Annotated in this window: 20 protein-coding genes; 10 read left to right on the forward strand and 10 right to left on the reverse strand. The window is 65.2% G+C overall.

The window, feature by feature from the left end; translation table 11 throughout:
• Nucleotides 1–29: 29 nt before the first annotated feature.
• Nucleotides 30–1,199 (forward strand): IS3 family transposase, encoded by a 1,170-nt coding sequence (locus CSQ99_RS12655; protein ID WP_082986323.1) that lies wholly within the window; start codon nucleotides 30–32, stop codon nucleotides 1,197–1,199.
• Between the two features lie 64 nt (nucleotides 1,200–1,263).
• On the opposite strand, the gene CSQ99_RS31340 is transcribed toward CSQ99_RS12655, so the two are convergent.
• On the reverse strand, nucleotides 1,264–1,854 hold the full coding sequence (locus CSQ99_RS31340) for a hypothetical protein (protein ID WP_245908881.1): 591 nt from the start codon (nucleotides 1,852–1,854) through the stop codon (nucleotides 1,264–1,266).
• A 74-nt stretch (nucleotides 1,855–1,928) separates the two neighbouring features.
• On the opposite strand from CSQ99_RS31340, the gene CSQ99_RS12665 reads away from it, so the two are divergent.
• Nucleotides 1,929–2,690 (forward strand): 3-oxoacyl-ACP reductase family protein, encoded by a 762-nt coding sequence (locus CSQ99_RS12665; protein WP_099039384.1) that lies wholly within the window; start codon nucleotides 1,929–1,931, stop codon nucleotides 2,688–2,690.
• Nucleotides 2,691–2,693: 3 nt separating this feature from the next.
• Here the strand turns inward: CSQ99_RS12665 and CSQ99_RS12670 are convergent, their stop codons facing one another.
• Together CSQ99_RS12670 and CSQ99_RS12675 are read right to left on the reverse strand one after the other, a co-directional pair.
• A complete protein-coding gene (locus tag CSQ99_RS12670) occupies nucleotides 2,694–3,509 on the reverse strand; it encodes a potassium channel family protein (protein ID WP_099039385.1) in 816 nt (271 codons plus the stop codon).
• A 57-nt stretch (nucleotides 3,510–3,566) separates the two neighbouring features.
• Entirely contained in the window at nucleotides 3,567–4,103 is a 537-nt protein-coding gene (locus CSQ99_RS12675; protein ID WP_245908882.1) for a hypothetical protein, read from the reverse strand.
• 139 nt (nucleotides 4,104–4,242) lie between these two features.
• Between CSQ99_RS12675 and CSQ99_RS12680 the strand changes: the two genes are divergently transcribed.
• Genes CSQ99_RS12680 through CSQ99_RS12700 form a run of 5 tightly spaced genes read left to right on the forward strand, consistent with a single transcriptional unit; the run spans nucleotide 4,243 to nucleotide 9,986 of the window.
• Nucleotides 4,243–5,769 (forward strand): ABC transporter substrate-binding protein, encoded by a 1,527-nt coding sequence (locus CSQ99_RS12680; RefSeq protein WP_099039463.1) that lies wholly within the window; start codon nucleotides 4,243–4,245, stop codon nucleotides 5,767–5,769.
• A complete protein-coding gene (locus CSQ99_RS12685; RefSeq protein ID WP_099039387.1) occupies nucleotides 5,766–6,734 on the forward strand; it encodes an ABC transporter permease in 969 nt (322 codons plus the stop codon). Before CSQ99_RS12680 ends, CSQ99_RS12685 begins: the two co-directional genes overlap by 4 nt.
• Entirely contained in the window at nucleotides 6,731–7,609 is an 879-nt protein-coding gene (locus CSQ99_RS12690; protein WP_099039388.1) for an ABC transporter permease, read from the forward strand. The genes CSQ99_RS12685 and CSQ99_RS12690 overlap by 4 nt, the downstream gene beginning before the upstream one ends.
• A complete protein-coding gene (locus tag CSQ99_RS12695) occupies nucleotides 7,606–9,213 on the forward strand; it encodes a dipeptide ABC transporter ATP-binding protein (RefSeq protein ID WP_099039389.1) in 1,608 nt (535 codons plus the stop codon). The genes CSQ99_RS12690 and CSQ99_RS12695 overlap by 4 nt, the downstream gene beginning before the upstream one ends.
• A gap of 32 nt (nucleotides 9,214–9,245) precedes the next feature.
• Entirely contained in the window at nucleotides 9,246–9,986 is a 741-nt protein-coding gene (locus CSQ99_RS12700) for an SDR family NAD(P)-dependent oxidoreductase (protein WP_099039390.1), read from the forward strand.
• A 33-nt stretch (nucleotides 9,987–10,019) separates the two neighbouring features.
• Here the strand turns inward: CSQ99_RS12700 and CSQ99_RS31345 are convergent, their stop codons facing one another.
• Nucleotides 10,020–10,994, reverse strand: a complete 975-nt coding sequence (locus CSQ99_RS31345; protein WP_245908883.1) for a hypothetical protein — start codon at nucleotides 10,992–10,994, stop codon at nucleotides 10,020–10,022.
• Here CSQ99_RS31345 and CSQ99_RS31350 point away from each other — a divergent pair.
• A complete protein-coding gene (locus tag CSQ99_RS31350; protein ID WP_245908884.1) occupies nucleotides 10,987–11,394 on the forward strand; it encodes a hypothetical protein in 408 nt (135 codons plus the stop codon). The genes CSQ99_RS31345 and CSQ99_RS31350 overlap by 8 nt on opposite strands.
• A gap of 423 nt (nucleotides 11,395–11,817) precedes the next feature.
• On the opposite strand, the gene CSQ99_RS12710 is transcribed toward CSQ99_RS31350, so the two are convergent.
• Entirely contained in the window at nucleotides 11,818–12,009 is a 192-nt protein-coding gene (locus tag CSQ99_RS12710; RefSeq protein WP_099039392.1) for a hypothetical protein, read from the reverse strand.
• Nucleotides 12,010–12,295: 286 nt separating this feature from the next.
• Nucleotides 12,296–13,576, reverse strand: coding sequence for an acyl-CoA dehydrogenase family protein (locus CSQ99_RS12715; RefSeq protein WP_099039393.1), 1,281 nt, complete (start codon nucleotides 13,574–13,576; stop codon nucleotides 12,296–12,298).
• A gap of 124 nt (nucleotides 13,577–13,700) precedes the next feature.
• On the opposite strand from CSQ99_RS12715, the gene CSQ99_RS12720 reads away from it, so the two are divergent.
• On the forward strand, nucleotides 13,701–13,922 hold the full coding sequence (locus CSQ99_RS12720; RefSeq protein WP_176560994.1) for a hypothetical protein: 222 nt from the start codon (nucleotides 13,701–13,703) through the stop codon (nucleotides 13,920–13,922).
• Between the two features lie 11 nt (nucleotides 13,923–13,933).
• On the opposite strand, the gene CSQ99_RS30975 is transcribed toward CSQ99_RS12720, so the two are convergent.
• Nucleotides 13,934–14,152: a hypothetical protein gene (locus tag CSQ99_RS30975; protein ID WP_176561001.1), complete on the reverse strand. Its 219-nt coding sequence runs from the start codon at nucleotides 14,150–14,152 to the stop codon at nucleotides 13,934–13,936.
• Nucleotides 14,153–14,660: 508 nt separating this feature from the next.
• On the opposite strand from CSQ99_RS30975, the gene CSQ99_RS12730 reads away from it, so the two are divergent.
• The gene (locus CSQ99_RS12730; protein WP_099039464.1) at nucleotides 14,661–15,566 is read left to right on the forward strand and encodes a lytic transglycosylase domain-containing protein; all 906 of its coding nucleotides are present in this window, start codon (nucleotides 14,661–14,663) and stop codon (nucleotides 15,564–15,566) included.
• Nucleotides 15,567–15,589: 23 nt separating this feature from the next.
• Here CSQ99_RS12730 and CSQ99_RS12735 read toward each other — a convergent pair whose 3' ends face one another.
• From CSQ99_RS12735 to CSQ99_RS12745, 3 genes are all read right to left on the reverse strand, one after another.
• On the reverse strand, nucleotides 15,590–16,426 hold the full coding sequence (locus CSQ99_RS12735; RefSeq protein WP_099039394.1) for a hypothetical protein: 837 nt from the start codon (nucleotides 16,424–16,426) through the stop codon (nucleotides 15,590–15,592).
• A gap of 109 nt (nucleotides 16,427–16,535) precedes the next feature.
• Nucleotides 16,536–16,919, reverse strand: coding sequence for an MmyB family transcriptional regulator (locus tag CSQ99_RS12740; protein ID WP_425437818.1), 384 nt, complete (start codon nucleotides 16,917–16,919; stop codon nucleotides 16,536–16,538).
• Between the two features lie 29 nt (nucleotides 16,920–16,948).
• The gene (locus CSQ99_RS12745; protein WP_099039396.1) at nucleotides 16,949–17,554 is read right to left on the reverse strand and encodes a TetR/AcrR family transcriptional regulator; all 606 of its coding nucleotides are present in this window, start codon (nucleotides 17,552–17,554) and stop codon (nucleotides 16,949–16,951) included.
• Nucleotides 17,555–17,778: the final 224 nt, after the last annotated feature.

The following is a 17,778-nucleotide window of genomic DNA, read 5'->3' on the forward strand; positions in this document are numbered from 1 at the left end:
CGAGGGAAGAGTGATCAGCAGGAGGTCACATGCCCCGTCAGTACTCTTCGTCAGTGCGCCGGCAAATCGTTGCACGGCTGCGATCGGGTGAGCCGGTGGCCGCCGTTGCGGTCGAGACCGGGATTTGTCAGGCGACCCTGTTCCGATGGAAACATCAAGCCTTGGTCGACGCGGGAGTCATCGAGGGCACCCCGAGCGTGGAGGCCGACGAACTCGCCGCGGCGCACAAGCGCATCAGGCAGCTCGAGGCTGAGCTGACCTTGACCCGCGATGCGTGCGAATTGTTCGATGAGCAGGCGGTGGTGCCCCCAAAACGCCGACGCGCGATCGCTGAAGGGCTGATCGCGCGAGGACACTCAGCTCGCTCTGCCTGTCGGATAACAGGATTGGCGCGGTCCTTGCTGCAATATCACCGGCGCCGCCCGGTTCCGGACCGTGAGGTGCGCCGGCTGATTGTGGCCGACACGATCACCGAGATCCACCTACGTTCTCGCGGCACCTACGGGCGCAAAAGGGTCCGCGCCGCGCTGCTCGCTGACTACGAGATGAACGTCAACCACAAGCTGGTCAACTCGATAATGTCCGAACGCGATCTGTATGGGCTGCCCCGCCAAGGGCGGCGAAAACCGAATCTGATCGGAGTTGACACCCCTGTTGACCTGGTGAATCGGCGCTTCAACGCCGAGATGCCCAACCAACTGTGGTGCACCGACATCACCGAGCACCCCGCTCGTGATGGCAAGGTGTACTGCTGTGCGATCCTGGACTGCTTCTCGCGCATGATCGTGGCCCGCACGTTCGCGACGTCGGCTGATACCGCACTGGTCAACAACGCAGTTAACATGGCTGTCGCCAACAGGAACCGTTGGGGCCCAACGATTCTACATGCCGATCACGGTACCCAATTCACTTCGTGGAGTTTCGGGGAGAACATGCAGCGATGGGGCTTACTCGGCTCGTTCGGGACCGTGGGTGACTGCTTCGATAACGCCGCGATGGAGTCATTCTGGGCCAGGCTGCAGGTCGAGTTGCTCAACACCCGCATATGGGCAACAACCATCGAATTGGCCGCCGCCATGGCCGATTACATCGACAACTTCTACAACGTCGAACGCCGACACAGCTACCTCGGTAACATCAGCCCTGCAGAGTTCGAAACGCTCTGGACGTCCACCTATTCGATCCCTCTACTCGCATGATCACGGCTCGAAACGGCGGGTACAGATCAGCTTCTTCTGAGAGTCAACAATCACGCGGTATCCATTACCTTTCAATCGCCCCCCGCCCAGACCCTAGCCGCCGGGCGAACCGACGGTGCAGAAGCTGCCTCGGAACACCGAGCAGGGTGCCGATTTCGCCCCACGAGAGCCCGCAGTGGCGGGCTGAACGAATCGCCTCGGCGTAGCGCGTCTGTGCGCGGGCGAGGTCATCGCGTGCCTGGCCAAGTTCACGCACGCTCGCACCGGAGAGCATGTCGTTGAGCACTGGGTCGGGCTCGGTGTAATCCGGCCTGTCGGGCTCATCGCCTCCAAACTCGTCGACCACCCGCTGGCGGGCGGCCGCCAACTCCGGATCATCGAACCACCACGGCTTCGGCCCGACCCCACCCCAGACACGACCGGACTCAGCGCCGTCATCAATTGATGACGCGGTTTCGTCGCATACCGCCGCCTCCGGCTGGTCAGACACGGGCGCATCGGGCTCATCGCCTCCAAACTCGTCGACCACCCGCTGGCGGGCGGCCGCCAACTCCGGATCATCGAACCACCACGGCTTCGGCCCGACCCCACCCCAGACACGACCCGACTCAGCGCCGTCATCAATTGATGACGCGGTTTCGTCCTCACTGTCCATGCGGGAGAGCGTGCCTGGCCCCTATGACAACCGACGCCAGGAATGTTTACCGCTTCTGCGGCATTATCCACGCCATGACATCAGCAAGCGGAAGCGTCAAACCACTCGCAGGACGACGGGCACTGGTCACCGGCGCGTCGCGCGGAATCGGGGCGGAGATCGTGCGGCGATTGGCTGCTGACGGTGCCGCAGTCGCATTCACCTACGGCGCGTCCACGGTCGAGGCCGAGAAACTCGTCGCCGAGGTCGCCGCCGACGGTGCGACGGTCGTGGCGATCCAGGCCGACGCCGCCGACCCCGAACAGGTGACCCGGTCGGTCGAGGAGACCGTCGCCAAGCTCGGCGGGCTCGACATCCTGGTCAACAATGCGGGCATCGCAATTCTGGGCGACGCAGCGACATTCGCACCCGAGCAATTCGAGAAGATGGTCGCGGTCAACATCCGCGGGGTGTTCGTCGCGATCCAGGCCGCACTCGCACATCTCGGCGAGGGCGGACGCATCATCAACATCGGCAGCGTCAACGCCGACAAGGTTCCGGGTCCCGGACTCGCGGTGTACGCGATGACGAAAGCGGCCGTCGCGGGATTGACCCGTGGCCTGGCCCGCGACCTCGGGCCCAGCGGGATCACGGTCAACAACATTCAGCCCGGCCCCATCAACACCGACATGAACCCCGACCAAGGCGAATTCGCCGAAATGGCAAAGAAAGTCATGGCCGGCGGACGGTATGGGCAGCCGAGCGACATCGCGGGCGTGGTCAGCTATCTGGCGGGCCCGGATACCGGATACATCACCGGTGCCCACTGGAACGTCGACGGCGGGTTCACCGTCTAGCCGCTAGGTCCGGCCCCGACCGCCCGACCAACCAGTGTGCTCGCTGTAGGCAGAGCGGGGACCCCTCGCGCGGCCATTGTTTTGGATGGCGTCGCTGAGCTGTTTGATCTCCGCGCGCAGGTCCTCGATCTGCGCCGAGGTCGCGGCTTGATTCGCCTCATCTTCTTCGGCCACCCGCTGCACGATCCACGATGCCAGCGTCGCGGTGACGACACCAAGCAGGCTGATGCCGCCGATCATGAGCAGAGCCGCAATCACTCGACCCGTGACGGTGACGGGCGACAGATCGCCATATCCGACCGTGGTGACGGTAGTAATCGCCCACCACACCGCCTGGCCCAGCGAGGTGATATCGGATCGCGGATCCTGCCGTTCAGCCTCGAGGACCGCCAGCGACGCTACGTAGATCAGCAGGATCGCACTAGACGCCGTGTAGATGATGACGCGGCCGCGAATGGCATCTCCGACCGCTCGTTGCAGCACCTTGAAGAGCACGACCAGTCGCAACAGACGTAGGGGCCGCAGGAACGGAAGCACAACGATCGCCAGGTCGACGAGGTGTCCGAAAAACCACCGGACGCGTTGCTTTGCCAGACACAGGCGGACCAGGTAGTCGACGACGAACGCCAGATACAACCCAGCGTTGACCGAATCGAGCAATCGATTTACGTGTTCGGGCGGACGGGCCAGCACCTGGACCGAGTACACCGCCAGGAAGACCACGGCAATGCCGGCCAGAGGCCACTCGGCGCGATGCTCCCACCGATCCAGCCGGCGGTTGGGTACGTGGTAAGAGGGATCGGCGGGATGGGGCGGCATCACCGCTTCCCATACCCGCCCGGGCCGGCGAGCTAACTTGGCCGACCTCGTGGCAACTCAGAAGCAGCGGCGCAGACCGCCCGGCTCGCATTGCAGCGGGTACTGAGTGACGGGAATCGCCAGCGGCCGGTTGAACTTCATGGTGAGGGGAGCAACGACCATCGCGGGTGCGTCGCCGCACTCGTCGCCGTGCAGAACCTTCATCTGGCCGGTCAACGAATAACCGTCGAATCGGAAGATCATCTGTTGAGGGGCTGTGCTGCCGTCGGGACAGGTGCGCTTGGCGTCGTTGTAGACGAATTGCCACTGACCGTCAGTCATGCGCGCGTCACGGCCGGCCAAATTGGATGGCCCCACCTTCAGAATGCACGCGACCGGTGTCAACAGCGGGTCGCGTAGATCTCCGACGGTGGGCACGCAGATCGGCCAGATCTCCCATGTGCTCTGAGCCTGCCCGTCGATGTTGACGTCATAAACGCCTTCCGGCGTCCCCGGCGCCCTGGCGGCCGGGCCCTGCGCATGACTGGGTCCGGAGAGGCCGAACACGGTGGCAATCCCGAGGAGGGCCAGTACCAGCCCTTTGAAGAACCTCACGATATGCACCCCTTCACCTGGCAGCAGACGTCGAATCCCGTGCAGTATTCCAGTGCGCAGGCGAGTGCGTCACCCCTTTGACCACGCCCGGCGTTTCAAGCACCACGGACAGCGGGTAGAGGCGTTCGGGGTGATGGCGATGAGAAGAGCGGCGGCGCTGGTCGCTGTCGTCGCGGTTTTTTCGGCCCTTACCGCCTGTTCAACCGGCGAAGGGGTCGACCTCGGCGGCGAGTCATCCGGCAATCTCATCGCCGCGATCGCCGGTGAGCCCGACCAACTCGACCCCCACAAGACCAGCGCCTACTTCTCGTTCGAAGTGCTCGAGAACGTCTACGACACTCTTGTCGAGCCCGATGCCGACCTCGAGATGACGCCGGCACTGGCCGAGTCGTGGACCGTCAGCCCAGATCAGCTCAACTGGACTTTCCGCCTGCGGCCGGGCGTCACCTTCCATGACGGCAGCCCCTTCACCGCAGACGACGTCGTGTACTCGTATCGCCGCATCATCGACGAGCAGCTGACCAACAGCGACAAGTTCAGTGCCGTCGCCGACATCAGCGCGCCCGACCCGATGACCGTCGTGATCCGGCTCACGCAACCGACGCCGAATCTGTTGACCAACATCGGCGGCTTCAAGGGCATGGCGATCGTGCAGCGCCGCAACGTCGAAAGCGGTGAGATCACCACGCACCCGATCGGCACGGGGCCGTTCTCCTTCGCCGGCCAGAAGAGCGGAGATTCCATCACGCTCAAGGCCAATCCGTCGTACTGGGGCGGCCCACCGAAGGTCTCGGGCGTGACGTTCCGGTTCATCTCCGAGCCGACGACGGCGCTGTCGGCGCTGCAGGCAGGCGAGGTCGACTGGACCGACTCGATTCCCCCACAGCGGGTGGCACAGCTGCGCGACGACGACTCGATGGACTTGGCCGTCACCGCGAGCAACGACTACTGGTATCTCGCGCTCAACGAGGAACGCCAGCCGTGGGACGACGTGCGGGTGCGACAGGCCATCGCCTACGGCATCGACCGCGACGCGATCGTCGCGTCGACGAGCTATGGCACCGCCGCGACGAATCAGCTCGCGATCCCCGAAGGCAATCCCTGGTACACCGATTACCACCGCTACGGCTACGACGTCGAGAAGGCGAAAAGTCTGTTGCAGGAGTCGGGGGTGACGGGCACCGATCTCGACATGCTGGTCACCAGTGAATATCCGGAGACGGTGACGGCCGCGCAGGTCATCGCGGACAACCTCGCGCCGCTGGGGATCACGGTGAACATCCGCACCGTCGACTTCGCCACCTGGCTGGACGAGCAGAACACCGGCAACTTCGACATGCTCATGATGGGCTGGCTGGGCAACATCGACCCCGACGACTTCTACTACGCGCAGCACCACACCGGCGGCACCAGCAATGCGCAGAAGTTCTCCAACCCCGACGTCGATCAACTCCTCGACGCCGGCCGGGTCGAGACGAATCGTCAAGCGCGCGCGGACCTTTACGCGCAGGCGGCGACGATCATCGCCGACCAGGTGAGCTACATCTACCTCTACAACCCGTCGGTGATCCAGGCGTGGACGACGGGCCTGTCCGGCTTCGAGTCGCGTCGCGACGGCGCCGTCCGATTCCGCACCGCGACGCTCGAGCAAGGCCAGACACAGTGACCCGGTTGGTGACTCACCCGATCGCGCGCTTCTTGGCGCGCAGGCTGGCTTACTCGGCGGTCGTCCTGATCGGTGTGCTCATCGTGGTGTTCGCTTTGGTGCACCTTGTGCCGGGTGATCCCGTACGCATCGCGTTGGGTACGCGCTACACCCCGCAGGCGTACGACGCATTGCGGTCGGCAAGTGGGCTCGACAAGCCGATCGTCGAACAGTTCTTCAGCTATATCGGTTCGGCGCTGACCGGCGATCTCGGCGTCAGTTTCCGTAACGGCGATCCGGTCACGGTGATCCTGCTGGAGCGACTGCCCGCAACGGTGTCGCTGGCCGTGGTCGGCATCGTCATCGCCCTGCTGATCGCTCTGCCTGCGGGCATCTGGTCGGCGCTGCACGAGGGCCGGGTCAGCGACGCGATCATCCGGGTCGCCAGCCAGTTCGGGGTGTCGGTGCCGGACTTCTGGATGGGCATCCTGCTGATCGCATTGTTTTCGACGACGCTCGGCTGGCTTCCGACGTCGGGATATCAACCCTTGCTGGACAATCCGGGTGGATGGCTACGCCACATCGTGTTGCCCGCGTTGACGGTGGGCCTGGTCGCGGGGGCGATCATGACGCGGTATGTGCGCTCGGCGGTGCTGGAGGTCGCCTCGATGGGGTACGTGCGCACCGCCCGTTCGAAGGGACTGTCACCGCGAGTGGTGACGTTCCGCCACACCGTGCGCAACGCGTTGATCCCGGTGCTGACCATCACCGGCATCCAACTGGCGACGATCCTGGGCGGCGTCATCGTGGTCGAGGTGGTGTTCGCGTGGCCGGGTCTTGGCCGCCTTGTCTACAACGCAGTGGCCGCAAGGGATTACGCGGTGATCCAGGGCGCGGTGCTGCTCATCGCCGCACTGTTCCTCCTCATCAACCTGATCGTGGATGCGCTGTACGCCGTCGTCGACCCGAGGATCCGGCTGTCATGACCACCGCCGATACGAACGCCCGGGTGTCCTCGTGGCGTCTGCTGCTGGGGAATCCGGTCACGGCGGTCAGCGGAGGGATCCTGGTCGTCGTCACGATCGTCGCGCTGACCGCGAATTGGATCGCGCCGTTTGGGGTGAACGACGTCAACGTGCCCGACGCGCTGCAGGGCCCCAGCGGCGCACACTGGTTCGGCACCGATGAGTTGGGCCGCGACGTGTTCTCCCGCGTGCTGGTCGCGACGCAGGCATCGCTTCGGGTGGCTGTCATCAGCGTGGCGTTCGCCGTCGTCGTCGGCGTGACGATCGGAGTGGTCTCCGGTTATCGCGGCGGGTGGCTGGACACGGTCTTCATGCGGGTCGTCGATGTCATGTTCGCGTTCCCCGTGCTCCTGCTCGCGCTCGCAGTGGTCGCCATCCTCGGACCCGGTATGACGACGACGATCCTCGCGATCGGCATCGTCTACACGCCGATCTTCGCCCGCGTCGCACGCGCGAGCACGCTGAGTGTGCGTGTCGAGCCGTATGTTTCGGTGTCACGCAGCATGGGCACCGGCCACCTTTACATCCTCGGCCGGCACATCGTGCCGAACATCGCAGGGCCGCTGGTGGTGCAGACCTCGCTGTCGCTGGCCTTCGCGATCCTGGCCGAAGCGGCGCTGTCGTTCCTCGGGCTGGGCATTCAGCCGCCGCAGCCATCGCTGGGCCGGATGATCTTCGACTCCCAGGGCTTCGTCACGATGGCGTGGTGGATGGCGGTGTTCCCCGGCGCCGCGATCTTCGTGACCGTGCTCGCGTTCAACCTGTTGGGCGACGGACTACGTGACGTGCTGGATCCCAAGCAGCGCACGATGATCGAGGCGCGGAGACAACGGTGAGCGATCCCACCCTGAGTGTGCGCGATCTGCGGGTACGCATCGGTAAACGCGAGATCGTGCAGGGCATCTCGTTCGACGTGGCACCGGAACAGACGCTGGGCATCGTGGGCGAGTCGGGATCCGGCAAGTCGATGACGGTGCTGGCAGCCACCGGCCTGCTGGATGCCCCGGGCGCCTCGGTTGCAGGCACCAGCACTCTTTCCGGCGGCGTTCAACTCGTCGGCGCGTCGGGCCGACTCCTGCGCAGCGTGCACGGCGGCCGGATCGGGTTCGTCTTCCAGGATCCGGGAACATCGCTCAATCCACTGCTGACCCTCGATCGACAAATCACCGAATCCCTTGAGACGCATCGTCATATGACACGCAGGCAGGCGCGGAGCCGGGCGCTGGAGTTGTTGCAGGCGGTCGGGCTACCGGATGCGGCGACGCGTCTGCACGCATACCCCCATCAGCTGTCCGGCGGGCAGAAGCAGCGCGTGATGATCGCCATCGCGATGGCGTGCGACCCAGAGCTGTTGGTCGCCGACGAGCCGACCACGGCGCTGGACGTGACGACCCAGGCGCAGATCATCGAGCTGGTCTCAGATCTGCAGCGCGACTTCGGCACCGCGGTGGTATGGATCAGCCACGACCTCGGCGTCATCGGCCAGGTCGCAGACGACGTGACGGTGCTGCAGCGCGGTGACGCCGTGGAGCAGGCGCCCGTCGTCGATGTCTTCGATCGCCCGCAGCACGCCTACACCCGCGAACTGTTGACGGCTCGTCCGCTCGTGGGTGCCACCGGTCCCCCGGCGCCCGGGGCCGACGCCGAGACTCTGCTCGACGTCGACGGCCTCGATGTGCGGTTCGACGTGAACACCCCGGTCGGCAAGACGGTCGTGCACGCCGTCAAGAATCTGTCGTTTCGGATCAGGCGTGGCACCACGCTCGGCCTCGTCGGCGAGTCGGGGTCGGGCAAGTCGACAGTGGCCGCCGCTCTCACCGGCCTCGTCAAACCCGACGCCGGCGCCGCGACCTTGGGGACCTCCGACGTCATCGGTGTGCGCGGGTCCGCGGAGAAGATCCTGCGCAGGCGAATCAGCCTGGTGTTCCAGGATCCGTTCTCCACCCTCAATCCCCGCGCTCGAATCGGCGCGGCCATCGACGAACCGTTGCGCGTGCATCGGGTGGTGGACGGTAAGGGCGCCCGCAGGGCACGGGTCGACGAGCTGCTCGAACTCGTCGGTCTGCCAACGTCGTTCGCGTCCCGGTACCCGCATGAGCTGTCCGGCGGTGAGCGCCAGCGGGTCAGCATCGCGCGGGCCCTGGCGGGAGAGCCCGAGCTGCTGATCCTCGACGAAGCGACTGCGTCGTTGGATGTTTCGGTGCAGGCGCGGGTGCTCGACCTGCTCGCGACGCTGCAGCGCGACATGGGGTTGACGTATCTGTTCATCGCGCACGACCTCGCCGTCGTGCAGCAGGTGAGCCACGACGTGCTGGTCATGCGCGACGGCGAGGCGGTCGAATACCGGCCCGCAGCGGAGTTGTTCGCCGCACCACGGGACGAGTACACGCGCGCACTGCTGGCCGCCGTTCCGCCGGAGCGACCACGGGTCTCGACGTAGGCGCTCAACGCGCCGCATGAGAAGGTGTCGCCATGACTCAGCTCAGCGGCAAGGTCGCATTGATCACCGGCGCATCGTCAGGATTGGGCGCCCACGTGGCGCAGGTCTTCGCCGACCGTGGTGCGAAAGTTTTCGGAATCGCCCGCAGGGCCGACGAGCTGGCGGCGGTGTTCGAGACGGTGCCCGACGGCAAGTACGCGTCGGTGGACATCAGTACGTCCGAGGCGTGCCGTGATGCCGTGGCCCACACCGTCGAGGCGTTCGGCCGGCTCGACGTGCTGGTGAACGTCGCAGGCTTTCACCAGATGCGTCATACGACGTCGATGACCGACGAGGAGTGGGATCGCGATCTCGCGGTGAACCTCAACGGGCCGTTCTACCTCTGCCGCGCCGCGCTGCCCCATCTCCTGGAGAGCAGCGGCAACATCGTCAACGTCACGTCCATCGCGGGTGTGGAAGGCGAGGTCTATTCCGCCGGCTACTGCGCCGCCAAGCACGGGCTGGTCGGACTGACCCGCGCGCTGGCGGTCGAGTACACCAAGGAGAAGATCCGGGTCAACGCCATCTGCCCGGGTGGCATGCCGACCCCGCAGGCCACCGAGTTCACCGCACCCGAGAATGCCGACTGGGATCTGATCATGCGTATCGCATCCCCGCGCGGATTCATGGAGCCAGACGACGTCGCCAAGGCGATCGCGTTCCTTGCCAGCGACGACGCTGCCGCGATCCACGGTGCGGTGTACCGCGTGGACAACGGCAAGGGGGCTGGCTGACCCGGCGCCGCGGCGCCGGGTCAGCGAGCGGACTCAGATCCCCTGGTTGCGCCTGCGGCCGAGGAAGAAGGCCAGTCCGATTGCGCCGAAGCCCAGCGTCCCGATGACACCGGCGGACACCATCAGGAAGATGTCCCGACCGGACAAGCCGCCCGTCGACGTGTCGTCGGACGCCAACCTCAATCGGTAGTCACCCGGCAGCGGACCCTCGGCGGGCGCCTCAAGACCCGGGAACTGCTGGGTCCGGTGCACCTCGAATTGCCTTTCGCCGGAAGGTGACTCGTTCCAGACACCCCACGCGGGCGTGACACCGTCGAGCAGCACCTTGCGCTCACCGAACTGGGCGTCGTCTCCGACGTCGACGATCCGGTTGACCCGGAACGGCTCGTACCGAGCGTTGCTGTAGTTCACGAACACCGGCACGTTGTCGTAACGCATCACCGGCGGCGGGGGCGGCGGAGGAGCCATCCCGACACCTGGGTAGTAGCCGCCGCCGAAGAAGCTGCCCACCGCGATGTTGGACACGGCTTGTGCGACGTTGGCAGCCGCGATGACCGGGGACAGCAGCGCGGCGGTGAAGCTGTACGCCGCGTACTGGGCGGCCTCGAAGACCATCCTGCCCAGCGGCGGGACGACCATGATTCGCGGCGTCATCTCGTACATGTAGACGATGCGCACCGGATCGCGATACGGGTTCATGATGATCGGCCGGTAGTACTCGTCGTACTGCACCCACTCCGGGCGCCATTGCTTCACCGGGCTGATCAGCTCGACCGGCGGATCCACGGCGAAGTTCGTCGACGCGCTCGTGTTCACGTCGAGGCCGGGCAGCTTCAGGCTCGTCTGGATCTCGTTCGAGAACGACGCAAGTTCCGGCTCCGGCGCGGGCGCCGGAATCTCTTCGTCGACAGGCGCAGCCTTGCTGGCGAGTTGGACGTCCTCCTCGGGAGCAACCAGCGTCTGAGGCTCGACTGTCTCGATCTCCTGAGCCGCCTGTGTGATGGACACCGTCGGAGTCTCGGACTCGTTGCTGCTCGTCTCGGATTCGCTGGTGCTCGTCTCGGCCGACTCGCTCGTCGACGTCGCGGAGCTGCTGGGCGACGACGTTGCGCTGGTCGCGCTGGTCGCCGCGCTCGGCTCGAGGGCATCCGACGACGGTGTGGACGTCGCCGACGACTCCGCCGACTCGCTCGCGGTGGTGGCCTCGGCCGACGTTTCTGGCGTCGGCGCAGCGGTGGTGCCCGGCGCGGTCGTGATGGGCGCCTGCGAGGCCGTCGTCACGTCAGCCTCACTGGGCTCAGCCGGCGTGACGGTCGTCACCGGAGGAGCGACAGTCGTCGACGGTGCTTGCACCGGTGCCTGCGTCTCGGGCGCCGTCTCGACCTCGGCCGGCGCGGGCGCCTGCTGAGTCTGAGGAGCTTGGGTCACGGTCGGCGCCGGTGCCTCGGCGGGGGCCTGCGGGGCCGCCTCCACGGGCTCGGGAGTCGACGCTTCCGGCGCGGGAGCAACCACTGTGGTGGTCGCGCTGTCATCACCGGGTTGCGCAAGAGCAGGGGCTATTCCCCCAGTAAGGGCGGTCAGTGAGATAACGATGCCCGATGCCAGAACAGCAACGACGCCTCGCTTCGAGCAAAATTCGAGGGGTGCACCCACGTTTATCGACTCCTTCGGTCATAAGGAGAGGCACTGCGGTCCACGACTGTGCCAGGGCTGCCATCCCCGCCCGATGATTGCCTGGAACAGAAGCAGTCGCATGCTCCGGTCTCAGAAGGTTCATCGTTTGTTCGACCTAGGTGTTACACCCTGGCCGAGGCGACGGCGATGGGGGACACTAAGGGCCGCGGCGGCGGGCGGCGACGACAGCCAAGGCGATGCCGACCAGCGCGATGATCGGCCCGAGGACGGACCACGTCGTGGTGTTGGTCATCGGACTATCGCTCACGATGACGCCGAAACCCTGCAGGGTGAACACGACCCCGAAGAAGGCGACGAGCAAGCCCAGCGCGATGATGGCGATCCGCATGACCTCACCCTACGGTTTCACGCGCTGTGCAATTCGCCCGCATCAGGTGAGGAAAGCTCGCCGAGGAAGCCATTCAGCCGGACACGCAAATAGTGGCCGCCGCGCGGGCTCGCGAAGGTCGCGACCACGGCGCGTGATGGCAGTACGCCCCGTGGGCGGCACTAACGATTGCGCTTCCTACAGTCGAGATTGAACACAGGGTCGTTCAGCCAATCACAGCCATGGCTTCAATCTCGGGCATAGGACTGCCGAGGGCACTTAGCGTTCCTCCACCAAATCCAAGGCATCAGCGGCGACGGCCCAGATACTTCTCATACGCCTCGGCCGCGGCGGCCAGCTCGGGCCGCGCGTCGAGCAGCGGCTGCATCTTCTTTCGTGCCTCTTCCCTCTTGTACGGCAGGAATTCGGTCGGGAAGTTGCCTTCGTGACGGGTGTAGCCGCCCAGCACCCGGCGGGCGACGGTCGCCTTGTGTACCTCGTCGACACCGTCCGCGATGCCCATCGTCGGCGCGGCGGCATACATGGCCTGGATCGGGGTGAGGTCGGTGGTGCCCAGCGACCCGAGGATGTGCAACGCGTTGAACGACACTTCGCGCAGTACCTTGGCCATCGTGAACTTGACGGCGGCGATCTCGGTGCGCGCCTCCTGGGTGGAGGTGTTGTCGATCTTCCAGGCCGTCTCGAGGACGAACAGGCGCAGCATCTTGATCATCGCGTAGGACTCCGCGATCTTCTCCTGCACCATCTGGTGGTCGGAGATGAGCTTGCCGTGCGACTCCCGTGACAGCGACCGCTCGCACATCATGTCGAAGGCCAGGTTGCACTGCGCGATGGTGCGCATGGCGTGGTGGATACGTCCACCCCCAAGTCGCCTCTGCGCCAACGTCTTTGCGCCGTCTTCCGGTCCGAGGAGGTGGTCCAGCGGCACGCGCACATCGCGGTAGACGATGTGGTTGTGGTTTCGGGGTTCGGGCATGATCTCCACGCCGGGCGTCTCCCGCGGCACCACGAACATGCCGTTGGTACACATCACGAACAGGATGTCGGCGACGCGACCGGCCGAGGTGAACCACTTCTCGCCGTTGATCACCCACTCGTCACCGAAGCGGACGGCGGTCGTCCTGAAGAGGTTGGGGTCGCTGCCGCCCTGCGGTTCGGTCATCGAATAGGCCGAGAAAATGTCCTGGTTGATCAGGGGGGTGAGCCAACGCTCCTTCTGCTCCTCGGTGCCGTACGCCGCGAGCATCTCCATGTTGCCGGTGTCCGGGGCGGAGGCGCCGAACATGTGCGGGGCCCCGGCGTAGCGTCCGATCACCTCGTTGAGCAAGCCGAGTTTGAGCTGACCGAAGCCGGGGCCGCCGAGTTCCTCGTCGAGGAAGATCGCCCAGAGGCCCTGATCCTTGACTTCCTGCTGCAGTTCGCGGACATAGGCTTTCACCGCGGGGTCCGGCAGGCGCACCGCGTGCGGAAACACGTGGTCGAGGGGCTCGACCTTCTCCTCACAGAATCGCTTGACCCAGTCGAGCTTGTTCTGAAACTCCGGTTCGGTACTGAAATCCCAAGCCATTCAAATCCCCTCGGCATCTGCCAGGTTCGCCGACATCCACGTGTGTTCTCGAGCAGACGTTACGCCCCGGCATGGTCGGGTCGACTGCGGCCGCACGCAGTGCTGGAAGACCGAAGGTTTGGAATTGACGGATCTGGCAAATCACATGTTCGTTAGCCCACCGCACTACCCACAAGAGAAGAGTTTCACCATGATTGTCCTCGGCATCATTCTGTTGCTGATCGGCTACTTCACCAGCCTTTCCATCCTGTACACCATCGGAGCAATCCTCGTGGTGGTCGGCGTTGTGCTGTGGATCCTCGGCGCAGTCGGCCGCCCGGTCGGCGGCCGAAAAGTCTGGTTCTAGCGCGAGCCCGCTTATCGATATCCACGTTTCAAGAGGTGCTGCGCACCGGCAGTCATCGCGGCGGAGTTCGCCACGCTGAAGTCGAACGCATTGGCCAGTCGGGCAGTGATGCCGAAGGCCAGAGCGACGGCCAAAGCGTCTCGGATCTGCGCTGCGGTGGCGCCGGCGGCCAGCACGGCCCGAATGTCGTCGGCATCAATCGAGTGTTCGGAGGCGAGCTTGGCGAGCATGCAAAGTGTTGTCCGCAGCGGCTCCTCGAGCGGCGCGTGCCCAGATTCCCAAGGGTGCCAGCGACTTTCGCCGCATCGCCGAACCACAGGGTTGACGTGGCGGAGTGCGCGGCCACGCAGAACGGGCTGTCGTTGGCCTGAGAGACGACGGCGGCCATCAGCTCACGGTCGCCGATCGACCAGTCCGACGTGCCCTCGGTCGAGGACTTGAAGTCTCATGTGGAGGCCCCGGCTTCTCCGGCTGCCGCGGCCAACGCGGCAAAGTTCAATGTTGTACTCACGGTCTGCCTGGCCGATCGCGGCGCACACCACGACCTCAAAGATCTGGTCCTCGCTCAGACCCGCGGCGCGAACGGCGGCAATGTCGTCGTCGGTGACTTGGCGGGCGTGGGGGGCAACCTTGGCCGTCTACTTCCTCGTGCGATCGCCTGCAGGCGGCGAGCAGGTACGACAGACTCGGGCGGTGGTTGACAGCTTTCGCCGACGCCTGCTGGTACTTGCGGCGGGCATGTTGATGCTCGTCGGATGCTCGAATGCCGCGCCGTCGGATCCGTCACCCGCGCCGACGGCGCCACCCTCGACGATCCCCGCGCAGACGATGGACCAGCCGACGTCACCCGGCCCGCCGGCCGCTCCTGCCGGCGCGCAGCCAAAGATCTCGTCCGACCCGGCACAGTTGGCCGATGATCTGATAGCCGACGAGCAGGCGCTGCGTGACCCAGCGACACCGGAACCGGCGCTCGCCGTCGCCGCACGCCGCCAGCAGGCCGCCTACCGCGCCATCGGGCGCAACCCCGAGTGGGACGCGATCATCCACCCTCGAATTCCGCCGTGGCTCGTGGCGACCTACGACCTCAACGTCGACGCCCGCCGTCAGCTGTATCCGATGACGGAAGTGAGGGACACGGTCCCCGCCTGGCGGATCGTGGCGCCGGCTCCGGCGGACGCGTTGATGGCTCACTACCGCGAAGCCGAGGCGGCGTCCGGTGTTCCGTGGAATTACCTGGCCGCGATACACCTCATCGAGACCCGCTTCGGCAGCATCGAAGGCACCAGCACCGCAGGCGCGCAAGGCCCGATGCAGTTTCTGCCGTCCACATTCGAGGCCTACGGCGACGGCGGCGACATCCACTCGCTGCGCGACAGCATCATGGCGGCGGGCCGCTACCTCTCCGCCAACGACTTCGCCGGCAATCGCGATCACGCCATCTTCCGGTACAACAATTCGGACCGATACGTACAAGCGGTGAATGACTATGCCGCGGTGCTGGCGGCCGACCCCGGCGCGTTCGCCGGCTACTACCGATGGGATGTCTACTACCGCACGACCGCCGGCGACGTCCTGCTGCCGATCGGCTATGTCTCGATGGAACCGATCCCGGTCGAGGCCTATCTGGCCGACCATCCGCAATAACTGCGCGGGGCGCGTCGCGCGAGCTATGTCTTACTGACAGCCGCCGGGGCGAGACGTCGCACGACTGCAGAGCCAATCGCACCGGCGGCGATGAGCGTGATCGCCAGCCAGTCGGGTACCTCGTCGATGACCCAGCCGATGATGCCGACGATGAGGACATACATCGGTATCCAGTCCACGATGGGAAGTAGCGACGGCACCGGCTCGGTGGACTCCCCTGCCTCGCGGTCCAACTTGGCACCGACGTAGTCGGGGTAGACGTCAGTGAACGCCACGGCGAAGAACGTCGCTCCGAGCTGCAGTATCCAGCCGGTCCAGAAGTTATCCGAGTCGTGCAGCCAGATGATTCCGATGAATCCGACCACAGCGCAGAATGCGAATGCGGCGGCCCATACCGCAGAAACGATGAAGTTGATTCGCCGGAAACCCGGTGTGTCCCAGAACTCCTCGGGCGTCATGTCTTTTGCGTAGGACAGGGTGAAGGGTCGGCGCAGCACCAGCGTGGTCAGTGCGAACACCGTGAGCGCGATATTGGACATCTCGCCTGTCCAAGTGCTGAGCCAGGTTTCGACGCCCGCCCCGACCAGCACCCTGACCACGAGCAGCACGCCGAAGAAGACGACACCGAAGACGGTCAGGGAATGCAGGCTGTCTCCGCGGCGGTGGCCTGCCCACAGGACGAGGAGGGAAAGCCCGAAGGCGATGGCGATGGCCGCCTCGTAGTGGCCCGGGCTGCCGACGACCGACAGTAAAATCCACGGTGCGATGCCCGAGAGCGGGGAATCAAGGAAGGCGTCGAGCACCTTGGAGACACCGAAACTTCGCTTTACGCGCTCGCTGCCCTTGTCGCCGGAGACCACGCGATCAATCTAGATCAAATCAGCGCGGAAATCGCGATCTTGATACCTGACGTCGTAAGCGCGCGGATCGACGCGATGGAGACCCGGTGCTGCGGTGAGTTCGAAGACGTTATAAGTCAGTGTGAGGTCGCCGAACTCGGCAGAACCGCTTGGTGTCGTGTCGGTGCGCGGTGACGTTGTGGGCGGCCCAACGAGTGCGAAACTCAGCGCGTCGAGTAGCGAGCTCTCCCACCACTTGAGTGATGGCTGCTGATTCGGGGACGCGCACCGGTTCGCCTGTAGAAGTCCGACTGCTTCGTCCGCCGTGGCGGTCCAGTCTGGAAACTCCTGCGCAGCAAGGACATCGAAGAAGACAAACTCGGCGAGGTCGGGTCGTCCGGCCGACCCGTCGAATACGGGTGCATACGAATCCGACTCGATCGCAACGGTGGCGAGCTCCGCCGTACATCGCATACTCCCAGTCCGGCTCAGCCCACAACCGCGTATGTGGCATCGAGCGCCCCGCGTCCAAGGGCGATTGGCTCAGGTTTGGGGAGCCATCGCCCGGATGCCTGCGAGCACGACGCCGACGATGCGCTCAGCGTCTGTGCGGGTGAATCGGCGCATACCGCGGTTGACGATGAGATGGACTGGGCCAGATATCATCTCGCCGAGAAAGGAGCTGTCCACCGGGGGGAGCTCGCCCCGGTCCACGGCGGCGTCCACCCGCCCACGCATGGCAGCCACGCGCTGGTCGAGGATCCTGGCTACCGCCTGGACTGTGGAGCGTTGGCGGGCAGGCTGAATGGCCTGTTCGAGTGCCCGGCCGAACGGCGTTTCCAGGCCACCGGCAAGGGCCAGGAGGAAGTCCACCAGGTCTCGGTGGATGTCGCCCGTGTCGGCGACGGAGGCCAGATCCTCGGCGTAATGCAACAGGGCTTCGGCCACCAGCTCCTCGCGGTCGGGCCAGTTGCGGTAGACGCTGGTCTTGTGGACGCCGGCGAACTCGGCGACGTCCTCGTAGCGGAAGCCCGCGATGCCGTCGCGCGCCACGAGCTCAGCGGTCGCGGTGAGGATCTGCGTTCTCACTCGCGCGTTGCGACCACCGGGGCGCCGCGCCGGCGTCTGGTGAGTAGTTCCGTCAGACATCCTCGCGCTCACCTCCTGAAATCTGCTCGGGTGCCGATTGTCGCGACGTGAAGGTTGCGGTGCAAGCGAGCGCTGTGTACGGTCCCCATTTAAAGCAACTTTTTGTAGCTTTAATACTACCGCCGTCTTTCATTCTTGGAGCACTCCCGTGAACATCCCTATTTCCGGAGCCGGTATGAGGCCCGGCAGCGCCCAGCTGGGCTGCGATTGCCGGCCCGCAACAA

Source organism: Mycobacterium neglectum, assembly GCF_002591975.1.
Classification (GTDB): Bacteria; Actinomycetota; Actinomycetes; order Mycobacteriales; family Mycobacteriaceae; genus Mycobacterium; species Mycobacterium neglectum.